Raw genomic sequence first — 16450 nt, forward strand, 5'->3', positions numbered from 1 at the left:
TGGGCCGAGTTGCCCCGGCCCGTTGCTTCACTCGAATTCCGGGTTCTCCGGAACGCAGTCCTCCCCAATCTGCTTGTACCCCGACTCACAGCCCATTGCGCAAACCGGGGCCACGCTACGCTTGCGCCGGGACAGCGTTGCAGACGGCTTGGCGGCATCCGCCTGATCCTCATCACGGGTGTCTGGCAGGTCTTTCATCGGTTCATCTTGCACGCATTGCACTCCTTGGTGGGTTAGGTAAGGCCAGGCCAACGATAGGTCGCGCATCCACTGCCACGCAGCGGGAAAAAAGCCCCACAGGCAATGCAGCCACTGGTCAAAAACGCCCTAACGTCTTTACTGATAGTCATCGGCCCCAGGTAAACGGTGTGCGCTTATGAAGATCGTGGTCACCAGCATTCTCGTCGACGACCAGGCCAAGGCCCTGGCCTTCTACCACTACGTACTCGGTTTCGAGCCCAGACATGACATTCCCATGGGCCGGCACCGCTGGCTGACCCTGACCTCCCCCAACGATCCCAGTGGCGTCGAACTGCTGCTCGAGCCCGACGCGCACCCGGCGGCCAAGGTGTACAAGGCCGCCTTAAAGCAGGACGGGATCCCCGCCACTTCGTTTGGCGTACGTGATATCCAGGCCGAATACACACGGCTGTGTGCAGCGGGCGTGCAGTTCACCCGGCCGCCCACCGACATGGGCCCCGTCACCGTGGCCGTATTCGATGACACCTGTGGCAACCTGATCCAGATCGCCCAGAAACACTGACACCCCAACGCGCACCAATAAGGAAAACAGATGCGCCACGAATTCAGCGAAGTACTCAACGACCTGGTCGATTACTTTCTGCTTGGCGATATCCAGCTGCTCGAGCGCTTCAAGCAAGAGCATGAGCTTGCAGATGACCTGGCCTACGCCTTCACCCATGACGACAGCGGCGACAAGGCGGTGCGCGAAGGCATCGTGCTACCGCTGGCCGGGGTCGACAACCTGCCTTACCGCATCCTGTTCACGCTCGATGGCCATACCCCGGCCCTGCGCGAAGCCGGCAGCCGGCTCAAGCACCGGCGCAATGGCTATGTGCTGCGCGTGGAGCATGGGGCGCTGATGCTGTACACCTGGCGCATCCTGCAGCACTTCACGCCCAAGACCCTGGGTGACCTGATTGCCCGCTACCAGGTGCCGGGGCGGCCCATCATCGAGCTGGACAACGGCTGGTATGACGTGGAAGTGCTGGCGGGGGCACTGGTGCGCGACGGGCTGTACGAGCCGGCGTTCGAATTCGTGTTGAAAAAGCGCTGGAGCCGGGGTGAGCCAGTTGACGTGGATACGGGGTATACCTTCGGCTTGCGAGGGTACTTCGACTGATTGACTGCCTGTGCCGGCCGCTTCGCGGGTAAACCCGCTCCCACAGGTACAGCACAGTCTGTGGGAGCGGGCTTGCCCGCGAAGAGGCCGGCACAGCTGCCCCATCAGTTGATATCCCGGTCCTTGGTCTCTGGCAGGAACAGTATCCCCAGCACCGCCGTCATTACCGCGATCACGATCGGGTACCACAAGCCGTAATAGATATCCCCGGTAGCCGCCACCATGGCAAACGCAACCGTGGGCAAGAAGCCGCCGAACCAGCCATTACCGATGTGATAAGGCAGCGACATCGAGGTGTAGCGGATACGCGCCGGGAACAGCTCCACCAGCCAGGCAGCGATTGGCCCGTAGACCATGGTCACGTAGATCACCAGGATGGTCAGCAACAGCAGCACCATCGGGTAGTGGATCTTCGCGGGGTCGGCCTTTTCCGGGTAGCCTGCTTCTTTCAACGCACCACTCAAGGTGGCGGTAAACGCCTCGTTCTGCACTTTGAAATCCGCTGCGGCCATGCTGCTGCCTTCAAAGCTTGGCAGTACCCGCTCACCGATACGAATCTGCGCCACGCTGCCAGGTTCGGCCGCCTGGTTGGTGTAAGGAATGGCGCGCTTGGCCAGCAGGCTCTTGGCAATGTCGCAGGAGCTGGTGAATTTGGCCTTGCCCACCGGGTCGAACTGGAACGCGCACTGGCCAGGGTCAGCCACCACCACGACCGGGTTCTGCTCCTGGGCGACGAACACGTCCGGGTTGCCGTACTCGGTCAGCGCCTTGAAGATCGGGAAATAGGTCAGCGCAGCGATGATGCAGCCGGCCATGATGATTTTCTTGCGGCCAATGCGGTCGGACAGGCTGCCGAAGAATATGAAGAACGGCGTGCCGATCAGCAACGAGCCAGCAATCAGCAGGTTGGCCGTCTGCGGCTCGATCTTGAGCATCTGCAACAGGAAGAACAGTGCATAGAACTGCCCGGTGTACCAGACCACGGCCTGCCCGGCGGTGCCGCCCAGCAGCGACATGATCACCACCTTGAGGTTGTCCCAGCGGGCGAACGACTCGGTCAGCGGTGCCTTGGATGCCTTGCCCTCGGCCTTCATCTTAAGGAACACCGGCGACTCGTTGAGCTGCATGCGGATGTACACCGAGATTGCCAGCAGCAGGATCGACAGCAGGAACGGTACCCGCCAGCCCCAGGCCTCGAACACCTCGGTACCCATGACCGTGCGGCAGGTCATGATGACCAGCAGCGACAGGAACAGCCCCAAGGTCGCGGTGGTCTGGATCCAGGCGGTAAAGAAGCCGCGTCGGCCCTTCGGCGCATGTTCAGCCACATAGGTGGCCGCCCCGCCGTACTCGCCACCGAGGGCCAGGCCCTGCAGCAAGCGCAAGGTCACGAGGATGATCGGCGCTGCCACGCCGATCGCGCTGTAGCTCGGTAGCAGGCCCACCAGTGCCGTGGACAGGCCCATGATCACAATGGTGATGAGGAAGGTGTGCTTGCGCCCGATCATGTCGCCCAGGCGACCGAACACGATAGCCCCGAATGGCCGTACGGCAAAACCGGCGGCAAAGGCCATCAAGGCGAAGATGAACGAGGTGGTTTCATTGACACCGGCAAAGAAGTGCTTGGCGATGATCGCGGCCAGTGAACCATACAGGTAGAAGTCGTACCATTCGAACACCGTGCCCAGAGACGAGGCGAAGATGACCTTGCGCTCCTCCTTGGTAATGCCGCGTTGGGGCGCGCTACTGCCCGTGGATGCGCTGTCGATAACCGCCATGGGTTGCCTCCGTCTTGTCGTCATGCAGGCCGGAGCACCTCACAGGGAGTGAGTCACATCCCTTTCACCGTCGCACCCAGGCCCTAGGGCTTGCTTTGGTTGCGCGAAGCACGACGAGGCGGGCCGCCTCGGATCGCAGCAAGGTAAATGAAGCATAATCGGCTTTGCCGGGATATCCACCCGCCTGGCGCTACACAAGAGGGCGGCATGAACGACAAGGCAACACCGGGCTGGCAGGGCGACATCTGGTTGGCTGACGATTACTGCCTGCTGCGGTCTACGCTCGGCAGGACCGACAGCCACGTGCACTACGCGCATCAGATACTTGTCGGCCTCGGTGCGGATGTCGAGGTGCGCCTGGGCGAGCAGATCTGCAGCGGCCCGCAGGTGCTGATCGCGTCGCGGCAACCCCATGCCATCCTCAGTCATGGCGTACCCTGCCTTACCCTGTTCGCCGAACCGCTGGCGTTCGACCTGGCAGGCCTTGCCCAGGCCTGCGAGCAAGCCGGCAACAGCGCAGAGCTTCTGGCTGAGAGCCTGGGGCGCTGGCCGCGTCGCCCGCTCGACCCGCGACTGGAAAAAGCCCTCGAGCGAATTCGCGCACTCGACCACAAGACATTGCCGGCCCAGGAACTGGCCAGCACTGCAGCGCTGTCGATCAGCCAGCTGGAACGCCTGTTCAGCGGCTCACTGAAACTGTCAGTGCGCCGGCTGGTGCTGTGGCAGCGCTTGCGCGTGGCCCTGCAACGGGCGCTGGGCGGCGCCAGCCTGACCGAAGCGGCATTGGCGGCGGGGTTTGCCGACTCGGCGCATTTCACCCGCAGCGTTCGCCACCAGTTCGGCCTCAGCCCCCGGTCAGTTTTGCGTCACTTGCGCCTCCGTACGCTCGGCTAAAGCCTGGCGCAGTCCGACCGGCAATAGCGCAGGTGGGTGAAACTCCCCGCTCACCCACGGCTCACGCAATTGCGCCAGGTACGCCTGCGGGTAGTCAGGCCGATCACCGATGCCCATGTCGTCATCCGCCAGCGCATAGCCTGGCAAGTACAGTAGCGTGCCAAGCAGGCGGTCCCAGAGCGGAAAGAACAGCGCAAAGTTGACGTCGCCGGTGCGGCCGTACTTCAGGTGATGCAGGCGATGCACCGGCGCCCAGGCAAACACATGGCGCAAGCCGCCGATGCGCATGTCCACATTACTGTGCTGTAACAACAGCTGGATAGACACACTGAATGCCAGCAACGCTGCCACATCCACGGGTAAGCCGAGCAGTAGCAGCGGCAAGGTGCCGCCCAAGGTTTCGAGCAACTGGTGAAGAGGGTGTTTCATCAACCCATTGAAGCCGTACAAGCGGGTGACACTGTGGTGCACCGCATGCAGCCGCCACAGCAGCGGGCTACGGTGGCTGGCGTAATGCACCAGGGTGATGCCCAGGTCGGCCAACGCAATGGCCAGCAGCAACTGCAAGGCCAACGGCCACTGATCAGGCCAAAACCCTGCTCCCGGCAGCCAGTGGGCAAGCAGCGGGATGGCCGCCACACTGCAGAGGGTCAGGCATTCGTTGATCAGTGCATGGCAAAGGTCGCGGCGGCCATCGCCTTGTGTCTGGTTCCAGGCGGCCTTGTAGGGGATGAGTCGTTCGCAGGTGAATGACAGCAACACCGCACTGGCCAGCAGTGGCAGCAGCCACAACGGGTGGTCTGCCAATGACAGTGCCGCGGCAATGTAACCGAAGAAAAATAGCGGGGCGTAGAGGGTGCGCATGGGTGACTCCAGGTTGTCAGGAGCCACCAGTGTCGGGCCTGAGGCCAGGTAGGCGCTTGAAAGAACGGCGCATGCACAGCCGCTGAATCGGGGATGAATGCCCCCTTGGGTTGTGCTGCCACACAGAGACAGTGGTCTTGTGGGAGCGGGCTTTGCCGGTGTTCGCGGGCCAAGCCTGTTTCCACAGGGGCCGCGTCAAAGTCGAGAAAACCGTTCGATCCAGTGCTCGCGAATGCACAGGTCGCTCATATCGCCTCCGCGACTGGCCCCTTCAACTCCACCTGGTTGCCATCCGGGTCGTAGCAGTACAGGGACAGCCCCTCGCCTTCAGCGCCATAACGCTTTTCTGCGGGCTCGACCTTTACCCCGGCGGCTTCCAGGTAGGCGGTCAATGCGGCCTCGTCGAACGGCTCGATCCGCAGGCAGAAATGGTGCAGGTTGCGCCCCTCCACCCCAGGCGCCGCCCCGCCTGGCCGCCCCAACGGGCCGTCCAGGGTTACCAGGTCGATCATCGCCGTACCCGTGGCCAGGTGCACCATGCCCAGGTCTTCCCGTACGCGGCTCACATGGCAGCCGAGCAACCCGGTGTAGAAAGCAACGCTGCGCGGCAGGTCGCTGACGCGCAACACAAGGTGATCGATGTGCTTGATGGTGAACGGTCGCATGCCTGGGCTCCCTTTGGCGTTTTACGCAATGACGTTGGCCACCTTAGCCCAGGTCGCTGGAGCGTGACCAGAATCAGCTACTCATTCACCAACCGTTGCAGCACGCCGCCTTCATGCTGCGCGAGTATTCGCAACAGTTGGTCGACCAGCGCCCGGTCCGGGGCATCCAGGTGGAAGTGGTGCCCACCCGGGTGCCAGGAGACCTTCGCCTGGCTGGGCAAGGCCGCCTGACGCCGGGTAAAAGCCTCACCGGTGAATGCACCCTGCCGGCCGAACAGCAGGTACAACGGGCAGCGGATCTGGTTGAGCAGGTCGCAGGCGTCGCGCTCGGTCAGCGGCATGGGTTCGGGCAACACCAGGCGCGGGTCGTGGCGCCAGCAATAGCCATCACCCAGTTGCAGCAGGTCGCGCAATGCCAGCAGCCGTGCGGCACCTTCCGACAGTTCGGTGTCGAGGCGCTCGCGGCGTTGCGCCAGGGCAATGTCCAGGTCTTCGAAGCGGCCAACGTCCGGCTCGGCGAAACCCGGCAGCTGGCTGCGCTGCACCATGCGCTTGAGCCGATAGGCCCGCGCCAGGTGCTGCACGCGGTCATCCTCGGCCACCGTGAACGGTGCACCCATGCCGTCGAGGAAGGTCATGCTGACGATGCCACTGGTCATGGCCGCCAGCAACGATGCAACACCGGTGCCCATGCCATGGGCCAGCACATGAAACTGTGACAGGCCCAGGCTGTCGGTCACCGCCAACATATCTTCGGCGTGCTCCCACAGGTAGTAGCCGCTGTCATGCCGGCGATGGTCCGAACGGCCATGACCGACCAGGTCGGGGGCCACAACGAAGCAGCCGTCCAGCATCGGTGCCAGGCGTTCGAACGAGGCAGCGTTGTCCAGCCAGCCATGCAAGGCCAGCACCGGGATACCGTCTTCGGCCCCCCAGGTACGCACCGCTATTTCAATACCATCGAGGTCAAGCAGATGATCTTTCGGACTGCACAGCGAACGCATTGCAATTCTCCTTGGCTGAAGCCTGCGCCATGGCCTGCTTCACCCTCTCGCAGATGCCCCCTCGCTGCTAGCCCCTCACCGACCCGTGCATGCGCAGGACCGACCGGTGCCGACATCTATCTACCGCACCATGGCGCCTTGATCAGCGTGGACTATTCACCCCCCAACGCAAGAGATCGTTGCCATGACCCACCCCACGCCCTTACATCAAAGCCAGATAACCCGAACACTGCCGAAATGGAGCAAGGCGCTGCACCCCGCGCATACGCATACCGTGCTGCAAAGCCTGCGCAAGGAATACCTGGCTGAAGATGGCACCCCTTACTCGTGGTACGCCACTGCCGATGAGCAAGCGCGTGAGCAGTTGCACAGCGCTATCGAAACGCGGGACAAATACCTGGCGCAAGTCCGGCAGGCCTTGGCGGGTTTCAAGGACATCATCGACTTCTGTACCCCTCTGCTGACCCGGCAGTTGCAGGTAAGCGTGCCCGTAGACAGGGCGCAATATGTCTTCCAGCCCTTCGAACCCACAGCCAACATCTGGGTCGGCGTACCCGCTGTAGAAACGCCCTTGGTCCCGGACCTTGAGGTGGACGTCCTTGCCACTCGCCCCGTGGGCGAGCCGCAAACCCGCAGTTTGCTGGAGGCTGCCCTGCACAACTTCGAGGGCCTGTACGAAGTCGGTGCGTACAGCAGGCTCACCAGCGCTGCTGGCAGCGATACGCCCCTGCCTGGCCTGACGATGGCGGACTTCGTCAACCATTGTCGGGCGCTGGACCTTGGCGAACGCTATCAAGCGCATTTGCTTGCCACCCACGAAGGCGCCAATCGCGCCGAAATCCAGCACCTGTCGATAGCAGCAAATCGTGAATCCCTCAGGGTCCAGGCACTGATGGCAAAGCTCAAAGGCCTGTTGAGCAGACCTGGGCTCGAGGCGCTTATGCAGCTGTGCAACGGCCAGCCTCAGCCCACCTATGAAAACCAGCCATTGCATTGCTGGAACTTCAGCCTGTTCGAGATCCCCGTTCACGACGTGCTGTTCATGGGGCCAGACGATCCGGACCGGCAAAACCCCTGTATCGTGTACATACCTGGCGACAGCGAGCACCCGGTAAGGGAGTTTGCTTCTCGTCAGGACGCGGGCAAGCACCTGCGCAGCCGGCTATTGCAAAGCGGGTTTCGCCGAGCCCTGGTGCAATGCGCCTACAAGGACAGGCAAAAGGAACTGGCCGAAGCACTGGAACATGCGCTGTTCGAACAGGATGAAGCCGGCAGACGCACACCCAGAAGCACCCCCGTCCTCCGTTTCACGCCCTCGCCCATCCGAACCGACCCTTGGACGACCTTGTACAACGCACACCTTGCGCGCATGAAGGCCGACGCAAAAACCATTGCAGTCCCTACCGCCGAGGTCGACGCCAGAGCCCGTGACAAGCGCCTGAAGCACTGGCTCGATTGGGGTATGAATGTCCTCAACGTCGCCGCCTTTTTTGTGCCGGGGTTGAACACGGTCATGCTGGGCGTTTGCGCATACGATCTGATGAGCTCGGTGTTCACCGGGTTCGAGGCGTGGGAAGAAGGTGATACCCGGCAAGCACTGGCGCAACTGGAATCGTTGGCCGTCAATGCGGCAGTGATTGCCGGCTTTGCCACGGGTGCCAAGATCGTCCAGGCATCAGGCTTTGTCGATGCGCTGACCAGTGTGTGGCATGAAGACAAAGAAGTGCTCTGGCACCCCGACATGAAGCCATACGCGAGCACAGCGCCCATCCCTGATCAGGCTCAACCCGATTCGCTCGGCCATGTGCACGTCGGTGGGAAGACCTTTCTCAAACTGGACGGCACGCTGTACGAAGTGTTTCAGGACGCAGCACAACAATGGCGCGTTCGCCACCCCGATGACGCGCAGGCCTATGCCCCACCCCTGCTGCATCATGGTAACGCTCGCTGGCAACTGGCGCATGAACAGCCTCTGGAATGGGACGGCGCACAACTCATGCGCCGCCTCGGCAGCTATAGCACAGGCCTGGACGACAGCGAACTGGAAAACGCCATGCGCATTACCGGTACTGATCAAACCGTGTTGCGCCGCACCCACGCTGCCGGCGTGCGTCCACCTGCCTTGTTGCTCGACACGCTACTGCGCCTGCAACTGGATAACCAGGCACAACACATCATCACCCGCGTACGCCATGGGCTACCGCTGGCTGCGCACGAGAACTTTGCCTTACCCGAGTTGCTGCGCCTGCCGGGCTGGCCTGAGGGGAACGTGATCAAGGTTTACCAAGGGCCAGAACCTTGGGGCGAATCGGTGCGCTACGGCGCTATCGACACGGTTGGCCAGGTAGAAATCGAGGTTACCCGTAGTGATCTGGACAATGGCCAGCTGAGCCAGACCGTGTTGGCTCAGCTGGATGAAGAAGCCATTCTGCAGTTGCTCGGTGACACGCCGACCGAGCACAGATCATCTACCCTGAACCATAAACTCGCACAACGCCTTGAACAACATCGTGGGGCTCTGCTGAGCAGCCTGCAACAACGTCACCGGCCCACCCTTCCCACAACAGCACAACCTCTTGCCCGGCAGTTTCCCGGCCTGCCGGACAGCGCGCTCGAAGCATTGCTGGCCAACATCAGCACCGTGGAGCAGGAACGCCTGGCAAACGGACGTGTGCCTCTTCGCATTGCCGAGGAAGCCCGCCTTCTGCAAGCACGGGGGCGGCTTGACCGCGCCATCCTTGGCATCTTCAGGCCCAGCCTGGCTAATGACGACAGCCAGCGCCTGATACAAGCGCTGCAAGCTGAGCACCCACAGGCCGACTCGGCCCAGTTGCTGCAACTCGCCCTGGGCGATCGCCAGCACTGCGCCTCACTGCTCGGCCAGCAACCGATCAACCCCAGATTCCGCTCCCCCTTGCGATTGGCCAGCGGCCAGCTTGGCTATCCCCTGAGCGGCCGAGGCTCCCAAGGGCGCGCCTTGCCAGCCGCGCGCCGGCTTCGGGCACTGTACCCCGAGCTCAGCGGCCAGCAGATCAGCGCACTGCAAACCGAACTTGCCTTGGGAGGCGACCTGGGCAGCGTGATCAGTCGGCTTGAAGTAGAGCAACGCACCCTCAACCGAGATCTCAATCGCTGGATTAACACCTCAGCCACCCTTGACGAACGCTTTGATCGGCAGCGGTGCACGGCGCGACTGCTGAGTGCTTCGCGCCGAGAAGGCGGCACGCAACGCGCAGCACTTGTGCTGAACCATATGCACATGGAAGCGCTGCCACTGTTCACTGCCCCTATGCCGCATATCCGGCAACTGGTAGTTGATGGGCTGCAGATGCGGCGCCTGGAAAGCGGTTTTTTGCCAAACTTCCCTAACCTGGAAACCCTGGAAATCATCGGCAACCCGGATATGGACGCCGAAACATTGTTCGAGGCACTCAAGTCTGCGCCACGGCTACGCGAACTGGCCCTGACAGACAATGGCTTGACCAGCCTTTCAGCCACTGCCCGACAGGCCATCGGGGCGATGCCCGGCCTGAGGGTACTGATCCTCAGCCGTAATCGGCTACGGCTCGATACTGCCAGCCTGGCCTTCCTGACGCGTTTGCCCCTGGATGGACTTGGCCTGAGCAGCAACCAGATCACACTTGATGAAAGCCTGGCCGCCCAGTTTCAGGACATGATCCACCCCAGGGTGCTGCACCTGTCGGGCAACCCCCTGCGGCTGGCGCCAGACCTGCGCTTCATGGCCCGCCTGAGCCATCTGGACCTCGAGGGTTGCCAACTGCAGCAGTGGCCGCACAGCCTGACAATCCTGATGAGCCAGCCGCAGTATCAGCTGCGCTATCTGAACCTCTCCTTCAACCGCATTCGTACCCTGACAGATTTGCCAGGCGTGCTGCGAACCCCGTTCGCCCGCGATGTCGCGGCGCGCTTGCCGGAGCGCCGCTGGCTGTTCAACTACAACACCTTGGAAGCCCAAACACGCGCACGCCTGGGCAGCAGTGGCGTCAACGTATTCGAGCACGCAGGCGACATGCCGCAGTGGCAAGGCCTGTACCGTGGCCAGGCGAGCAGTGCCGAAGAGCAACTGTGGCGCGACCTGTTCGACCAAGGTGAGAATGCGGCGGTGCTTGGGGTGCTGGAGCGGCTTGCCCAGTCGGCAGAAGCGCGGCGCGATGCCGTGGCGTTGAGGGAGCGTGTCTGGAGCTTGCTGGAGAACGCTGCCCAGGACACCGTGCTGCGCGAACGCCTGGCCACAGTGGCCGGCGATTTCCCGCCAACCTGTGGCGATGCAGGTGCCGACGCTTTCAGTGCCTTGGAGATAGAAGTGCTGGCCCACGAAGCTGCAGGCCAGGCCGGTAGCCGAGCGGCCGATCTGCTGAACCTGTATTGCAAGTTGTATCGACGCGATCAGGTCAACCAACTGGCCGACCGTATCAGCTTGAAAAGGTCCGTGCGCAAACAGGCACTGCTCGATGGCGTCTTTAACGGCGACCTCCCCCCATACGACGAGCTCGACGACCCCTCTGCCTTTCCAGACATCGACCTTGAAACGGGGCTGGTGGACGATATCGAGCTGCGCCTGGCCTTGCGCCAGTCCTTGGCGACTGCGCTGGACTACCCTGAGCCGAGCCGAGGCATGCTGTATCGCGACACGGCCAGGGTCAACCAGACAATCATCAACCGTGTGAAAGCAGCAGTCGTGGCACTTGATACAGACGCCACAGCCCGGGAGCAATGGTTGAACCAGCAGCCGGGCTGGGTGGAGTACCTGAAACGGGAACATGCGGCACAGTTCAGCCTGATAACCGATTTTTGGCGGCCAGGCCTGGACTACCTCTACTACTGCCTGGATGAAACCGCCGACCCGGTAACGTCCCTGGACAACTCTGTGCGACGAGCATTGACCAGCGTCATGCCGGAAAACCCCTTGGATGCTCGGGGTGTTCTGCATCGCGTGGCGATCACCGAGCAGCAGTACCGTCAAGGCGTGGACTTGCTGACTGCCGAGCAGCAGCAGGTGGAACACGGCCTGCTGACAAGCCTCACCCGCCAGACGCAGACAATGGGCAGTTAACCCGCAGTCATTGGCCGCGCAAGCCTTCAAGTAAGGCCTGCCGGCCACCTGCCTGACAGAACGCACGCAACACCCGCATACGCATGAGCGCCCTGGGCAGGCAATTATCTACCGCACAGTGCGCCCGCGTATGCGGCCCCATAGCGGCTCCCGTACACGGAGTGCCGACATGAGCCACACCCCTTATCACCACGCGCAAATGGCGCGTACCCTGCCCGGCTGGAGCAAGGCATTGCATGGCGAGCATGCCCGCCAGATCACGGCGCGCTTGCACAAGGACTACCAGGACGGCCAGGGCAATACCTACGCCTGGTATCAACAGGCAGACGAAGCTACCCGCCAAGCCCTGCAGCGCGCCATCGCCAAACGCGATGCAAGCAGCAGGGCCTTGCAGGCAGCGCTCGGCAACTTGCAGGGCGTCACCGAGTTCTGCGCCCCTTTGCTGCAAAAGCAGCTGAACATCGACACCCCGGTCACCCAGGCGCAATACGTTTATCAAGCGACCACGGTCAAGCAACCCGTCGGGCTGCCCACGGGCCCGGCAGTGCCCCATGAGCAGGGCGAGATCGTTTCCAAGGGGGCCCCGCAGTACCGCAGCCTGCTCGAAGCGGCCCTGCACAACTTCGAAGGCACTGCCGACACCACGCGGTTCAGTCGCCTGCAGCACAGCCGGCAGGACATCAGGGCCATGGCTGGTCTGACGTTGACAGGCTTCATTGAGCAATGCCGGGCGCTAAACCTGGGGCAGCGCTACCAGCTGCACCTTGACCAAATCTTCGCCGGGCCAAACAGGACCGAACTGCAAGCGCTGGCCATCAACGCACGGCGTGACGAGTTTCGTGTGCAAACCCGTATCGCTGGCTGCAAAGGCCACCTCAGCGCCCCCGGCGCTCTCGCGTTGCATGGCCTGTGTGCCGAACGCGCCGACCCCACCTATCAAGGGCGTCCCCTGCGTTGCTGGCAGTTGCAGCTGTTTGGCATCCCGATCCATGAGCTGTTGTTCATTGCCCCCCTGCAAAACCGCAAGCACGACCCGGTATTTCTCTACAACCCGATGGATGTCGATGCGCTCAGGGAGTTCGCCTCGCTGGGCGAAGCACGCAAGTATTTGCGCCAACAGCTGATGCAGGACGACTACCGCAAGCGCTTCGTCGCCCTGGCATTGCAGTCACAGCAGGCTACCTTGAGCAAGCGGCTCGAGCGCGCCCTTTACAGCAACGCCGACCAGGAAGAAGGGGCGCAGCTGAAACCCCGCAAGTCGGTACACCTGGAATCCATCGACAGAAGCTTGCCCGATGCCCCTTGGGGCCTACTGGAGTCCAGCCACCTTGCGCGCCTGAGAGCGGATGCTCGCAGGGTCGCGGTTCCCACCGAAGATGTTGACGCCAGGGTACGCTTGCAGAACATCGAATACTGGCTGGACCTGGGTATGACCGTGCTGAATGTCGCAGCGATGGTCGTGCCATGCCTGAACCCGATCATGTTGACCCTCGGCGCCGCGCAAATCATGGGCAGTGTATTCGAGGGCATCTCGGCCTGGGAGGAAGGTGACAATGAAGAGGCTGCAGCCCAGCTTGAGTCGGTGCTGCTGAACATTGTCACGGTCGCTGCCGTAGGTGGCGGTGCCGTGGCGCTGAAGGCTTCCGGCTTTGTCGACGCCATGCAGAGCATCGTCAAGGATGGCAAGGACTACCTGTGGAACGCCACGTTGAAGGACCATGCAAGCCCCGTGTCGATTGGCGAAGACCTTGAACCCGATGTGCAGGGCCGTTACACGGTTGACGGGCGTCACTACATACGTATCGAGGGTGTTGTGTACGAACAGTTGCAGGAACGCGGCCAATGGCGGATCCCCCACCCGCAAGACCCGCAGGCCTATCGGCCAGTGATTCGGGACAATGGCGCAGGCGCGTGGCGCGCGGCACACGAAGTGCCTCTGGAGTGGGATGACCTGCAGCTCTTGCGGCGTTTGGGGCCGATCAGTGAGGGCCTGACTGACAGCGAGTTGCAGGCCGCGCTGGAGTGCTCAGGGGTGCAAGGTGATGAACTGCGCCACACCCAGGTGGCCGCACAGTATCCGCCCACCTTGCTGGCCGACGCACTCGAGCGGTTGAAAGCGCCAAACCCGCCCAGGCTACCCGAAGAGGCCGGGCCGCTGGGCAGGCAATTCCCAGGCCTGCCGCAGCATGCCATCGAGCAGATCATGGCCAGGACCTGTGCCCGTGAACGCCTGCTGATGGCCCAACGCAGGGTGCCCTTGCGCGTTGCCGAAGAGGCCCGGGCCCTGCAGGCACACACCCGCCTGAGCAGGGCCTTGCTGGGGCTGTATCGCACTGATCTGGCCACCGCCGACAGTGAGGTACTGGACCTTGCGCTGCAAGCAGAACACCCTGATCTCGATGCGCGCCAACGGTATCACGTGGCCATCGCCGACCGGGGGCATGCGGCCAGCCTGATCGGGCAACAGCCCATCAGGCCTGGTTACCGTTCGCCAATGCGCCTGGCCGATGGGCGCGTTGGCTACCCACTCAGCGGGAGGCTGCCTTGGCCCAATACTGCAGATCGACGTTTGCGTGCGCTCTACCCTGGCCTGAACGCAAGCGCACGCAATACCTTGCGGGGCCAGCTACGCCAGCGCGGTAGCGTCTCGGCACAGCTCAGGGCACTGGAAATCGAGCGCGACACCCTTGACGACTCGCTGCGTGACTGGGCGAACCAAGGCAGTGAAAGCCAGCGCAACGCGCGCACCGTGGTGCGTGAACTGTTCAATGCCGCCTGGCGCCGTGACGACCCGTACAGCCTGACACTGCAAGACCTGGAACTCGACACCCTGCCATCACTGCCAGCGCGCTTCGATCACATCACCACCTTGAACATCCGCGCCATTGGCATCCGCCAGATACCGTCAGACTTTTTCCAGAGCTTCCCCTCGCTGCGCGTCCTGCGCCTGACGCAAAACCCAGAACTCGACTTCGAAGGGCTGTTCCAGGCACTGGCGGCCACCCCGCAACTCGAAGTACTGGATCTGGGCAACAACCAGTTGAACAGCCTGACTGAGGTAATGCGTCACCGGCTGGGTGGCCTTACCCGCCTGCGCCGGCTGAGCTTGCGTTTGAACAGGTTGCAGCTTGCCGAAGCCGACCTGCAGACCCTTGCACGGTTACCCCTCGAATACCTTGACCTGGAGAACAACCACATTGCGTTGAGTGAAGCCCTGGCAGCGCGTTTCGCCGACCTGCGCAGCCTGCGCCATCTGCGCCTGACCAACAACCCGCTGGGGCAGGCGCCTGACGTGACCGGCCTGACATTCCTGGCCAACCTGCAACTGCGCAACTGCGGCCTGCGTGAATGGCCACGTGGCCTCACCTCGCTGATGACGCCGACCGCCCCGCAATTGCGTCACCTCAGCCTGAGCTACAACCCGATCGGCGAGGTGCCGGACCTCGATCAGGTACTGGCCAGCCCCTTTGCCGAAGCCTTGCGTACGCCTGCACGCGATAGCTTCTGGGACTTCAATGAAAACAACCTGGATGCCGCCAGCAACCGCCGGCTGCGCACGGCAGGGGTCGAAGTGCACGGCGCCGATCAGCTGTCGGATATCAGCGAGGACTTCTGGCTGGTGGATGCCAGCCCGGAACAGGCGCAGCTCTGGGACGCGCTGTTCGAGGGTGATGCAAACCGCCATTTGCGCGAAGTGGTCGAACGCGTGGCACGCTCGCAGCAAGCCGAGCGCAACCTGCGAGCGCTGACCCAGCAGGTTTGGCAGCTGCTTGAACAGGCCGGACGTGACGAGGCGTTGCGCACCCATCTGGACAATGTCGCGCAAGATTACCCACCTACCTGTGGCGACGCCGGCACCGATGCATTCAGTGCCCTGGAGCTCGAAGCCCAGGTGTTCAGGCAAGTGGCCGAGGAAGCGGAGCGCCCTGCCTACCTGTTCACCTTTTTCAGAAACCTCTATCGCCGCGAAATGGTCAACGCGCTGGCCGAACGGATTCAGCTTGCCCGCCTGGCCCGCCAGGCGCGCCTGCTGGAGCTGGAACGGCTGCCCGCCCAGGCTCAGCCCGCAAGGCTTGACGTACCTGAACTGGACCCCCTGGACGAACTGAGTGACGACGCCCTGCTCACCGGCGGCACTGACCTGATCGAAATACGCCTGGCCTTGCGCCAGTCACTGGCAGAACCACTCAATTTCCCGGAAACCAGCCAAGGCATGCTGTATCGCCAAGAAGCGATGATCTCGGCACGTGTGGCCAGCAATGTCGAACGCGCTGTCCTGCAGCTCGACGATACTGTTGCCGAACGCAGGGCCTGGGTTGCCCGGCAGCCCAGCTGGCAACGCTACCTTGCCCAGCGCTTCGCCAGCCGCTTCGCCGCGCTGGATGAGCGTTGGTACCACGGCATGCAGTACCTGGATTATTGCCTGGATGGCGAAAGCGAAGCCGTCACCTTATTGGATGGCGCGGTGCTGCAAACCCTCACCGAGGTACTGCCCGCGCCACCGCTGGATGTAAACGGTCAATTGCACAGGATGGACTTGGGTAGCCAGGCTTACGACCTGGCCAGTCGGCGCCTGAATGCCGGGCGTGACCAGCAGCGCGAAGCATTGTTCGAAACGCTGACCCACGCGCAAGACCCGAACCGCTGAGCCTCTCAGGTTCACCTGAAGCCTCTCAGTCACGCCATTTGGGGCCGCTTTGCGGCCCTTCGCGGGCACGCCCGCTCCCACAGGGACTGCACATTTGGGAAGCTGTGGGACCGGGCGTGCCCGCGAGGGGCTGCAAAGCAGGCCCAGGAGTGCTTAGGCT

Annotated in this window: 10 protein-coding genes; 5 read left to right on the forward strand and 5 right to left on the reverse strand. The window is 62.6% G+C overall.

Features of this window, described 5'->3' with window-relative positions; translation table 11 throughout:
- Window positions 1–27: 27 nt before the first annotated feature.
- Window positions 28–213, reverse strand: coding sequence for a hypothetical protein (locus ACK1VC_RS14845; protein WP_024717937.1), 186 nt, complete (start codon window positions 211–213; stop codon window positions 28–30).
- Window positions 214–376: 163 nt separating this feature from the next.
- On the opposite strand from ACK1VC_RS14845, the gene ACK1VC_RS14850 reads away from it, so the two are divergent.
- Window positions 377–763, forward strand: a complete 387-nt coding sequence (locus ACK1VC_RS14850; protein ID WP_016486075.1) for a VOC family protein — start codon at window positions 377–379, stop codon at window positions 761–763.
- Between the two features lie 30 nt (window positions 764–793).
- Entirely contained in the window at window positions 794–1363 is a 570-nt protein-coding gene (locus tag ACK1VC_RS14855) for a hypothetical protein (RefSeq protein ID WP_016486074.1), read from the forward strand.
- A 104-nt stretch (window positions 1364–1467) separates the two neighbouring features.
- Here the strand turns inward: ACK1VC_RS14855 and ACK1VC_RS14860 are convergent, their stop codons facing one another.
- Window positions 1468–3141 carry an MFS transporter gene (locus ACK1VC_RS14860; RefSeq protein WP_016486073.1) on the reverse strand — a complete coding sequence of 558 codons (1674 nt, stop codon included), beginning with the start codon at window positions 3139–3141 and terminating at the stop codon, window positions 1468–1470.
- Between the two features lie 207 nt (window positions 3142–3348).
- On the opposite strand from ACK1VC_RS14860, the gene ACK1VC_RS14865 reads away from it, so the two are divergent.
- Window positions 3349–4035: a helix-turn-helix domain-containing protein gene (locus ACK1VC_RS14865; protein WP_016486072.1), complete on the forward strand. Its 687-nt coding sequence runs from the start codon at window positions 3349–3351 to the stop codon at window positions 4033–4035.
- Here ACK1VC_RS14865 and ACK1VC_RS14870 read toward each other — a convergent pair.
- The 3 genes from ACK1VC_RS14870 to ACK1VC_RS14880 all read right to left on the reverse strand — a co-directional run bounded on the left by ACK1VC_RS14870 (window position 3997) and on the right by ACK1VC_RS14880 (window position 6568).
- The gene (locus tag ACK1VC_RS14870; protein WP_060516360.1) at window positions 3997–4899 is read right to left on the reverse strand and encodes a sterol desaturase family protein; all 903 of its coding nucleotides are present in this window, start codon (window positions 4897–4899) and stop codon (window positions 3997–3999) included. The two genes, ACK1VC_RS14865 and ACK1VC_RS14870, sit on opposite strands and share 39 nt — an antisense overlap.
- Before the next feature lie 245 nt (window positions 4900–5144).
- Window positions 5145–5564, reverse strand: a complete 420-nt coding sequence (locus ACK1VC_RS14875) for a VOC family protein (RefSeq protein ID WP_016486070.1) — start codon at window positions 5562–5564, stop codon at window positions 5145–5147.
- Window positions 5565–5641: 77 nt separating this feature from the next.
- A complete protein-coding gene (locus ACK1VC_RS14880; RefSeq protein WP_016486069.1) occupies window positions 5642–6568 on the reverse strand; it encodes an alpha/beta fold hydrolase in 927 nt (308 codons plus the stop codon).
- Between the two features lie 184 nt (window positions 6569–6752).
- Here ACK1VC_RS14880 and ACK1VC_RS14885 point away from each other — a divergent pair, with 184 nt between their 5' ends.
- Both ACK1VC_RS14885 and ACK1VC_RS14890 read left to right on the forward strand, forming a co-directional pair.
- Window positions 6753–11642, forward strand: a complete 4890-nt coding sequence (locus ACK1VC_RS14885; RefSeq protein WP_232247682.1) for an NEL-type E3 ubiquitin ligase domain-containing protein — start codon at window positions 6753–6755, stop codon at window positions 11640–11642.
- A gap of 169 nt (window positions 11643–11811) precedes the next feature.
- Entirely contained in the window at window positions 11812–16290 is a 4479-nt protein-coding gene (locus ACK1VC_RS14890) for a dermonecrotic toxin domain-containing protein (RefSeq protein WP_449117974.1), read from the forward strand.
- Window positions 16291–16450: the final 160 nt, after the last annotated feature.

The organism is Pseudomonas sp. XP2 (genome assembly GCF_053557975.1).

Excerpts from the sequence above, each read along its gene's own strand:
- ACK1VC_RS14850 (WP_016486075.1), top strand. The coding sequence starts at position 377 with ATGAAGATCGTGGTCACCAGCATTCTCGTCGACGACCAGGCCAAGGCC.
- ACK1VC_RS14880 (WP_016486069.1), bottom strand. The coding sequence starts at position 6,568 with ATGCGTTCGCTGTGCAGTCCGAAAGATCATCTGCTTGACCTCGATGGT.
- ACK1VC_RS14870 (WP_060516360.1), bottom strand. The coding sequence starts at position 4,899 with ATGCGCACCCTCTACGCCCCGCTATTTTTCTTCGGTTACATTGCCGCG.
- ACK1VC_RS14860 (WP_016486073.1), bottom strand. The coding sequence starts at position 3,141 with ATGGCGGTTATCGACAGCGCATCCACGGGCAGTAGCGCGCCCCAACGC.
- ACK1VC_RS14885 (WP_232247682.1), top strand. The coding sequence starts at position 6,753 with ATGACCCACCCCACGCCCTTACATCAAAGCCAGATAACCCGAACACTG.
- ACK1VC_RS14890 (WP_449117974.1), top strand. The coding sequence starts at position 11,812 with ATGAGCCACACCCCTTATCACCACGCGCAAATGGCGCGTACCCTGCCC.
- ACK1VC_RS14865 (WP_016486072.1), top strand. The coding sequence starts at position 3,349 with ATGAACGACAAGGCAACACCGGGCTGGCAGGGCGACATCTGGTTGGCT.
- ACK1VC_RS14855 (WP_016486074.1), top strand. The coding sequence starts at position 794 with ATGCGCCACGAATTCAGCGAAGTACTCAACGACCTGGTCGATTACTTT.
- ACK1VC_RS14875 (WP_016486070.1), bottom strand. The coding sequence starts at position 5,564 with ATGCGACCGTTCACCATCAAGCACATCGATCACCTTGTGTTGCGCGTC.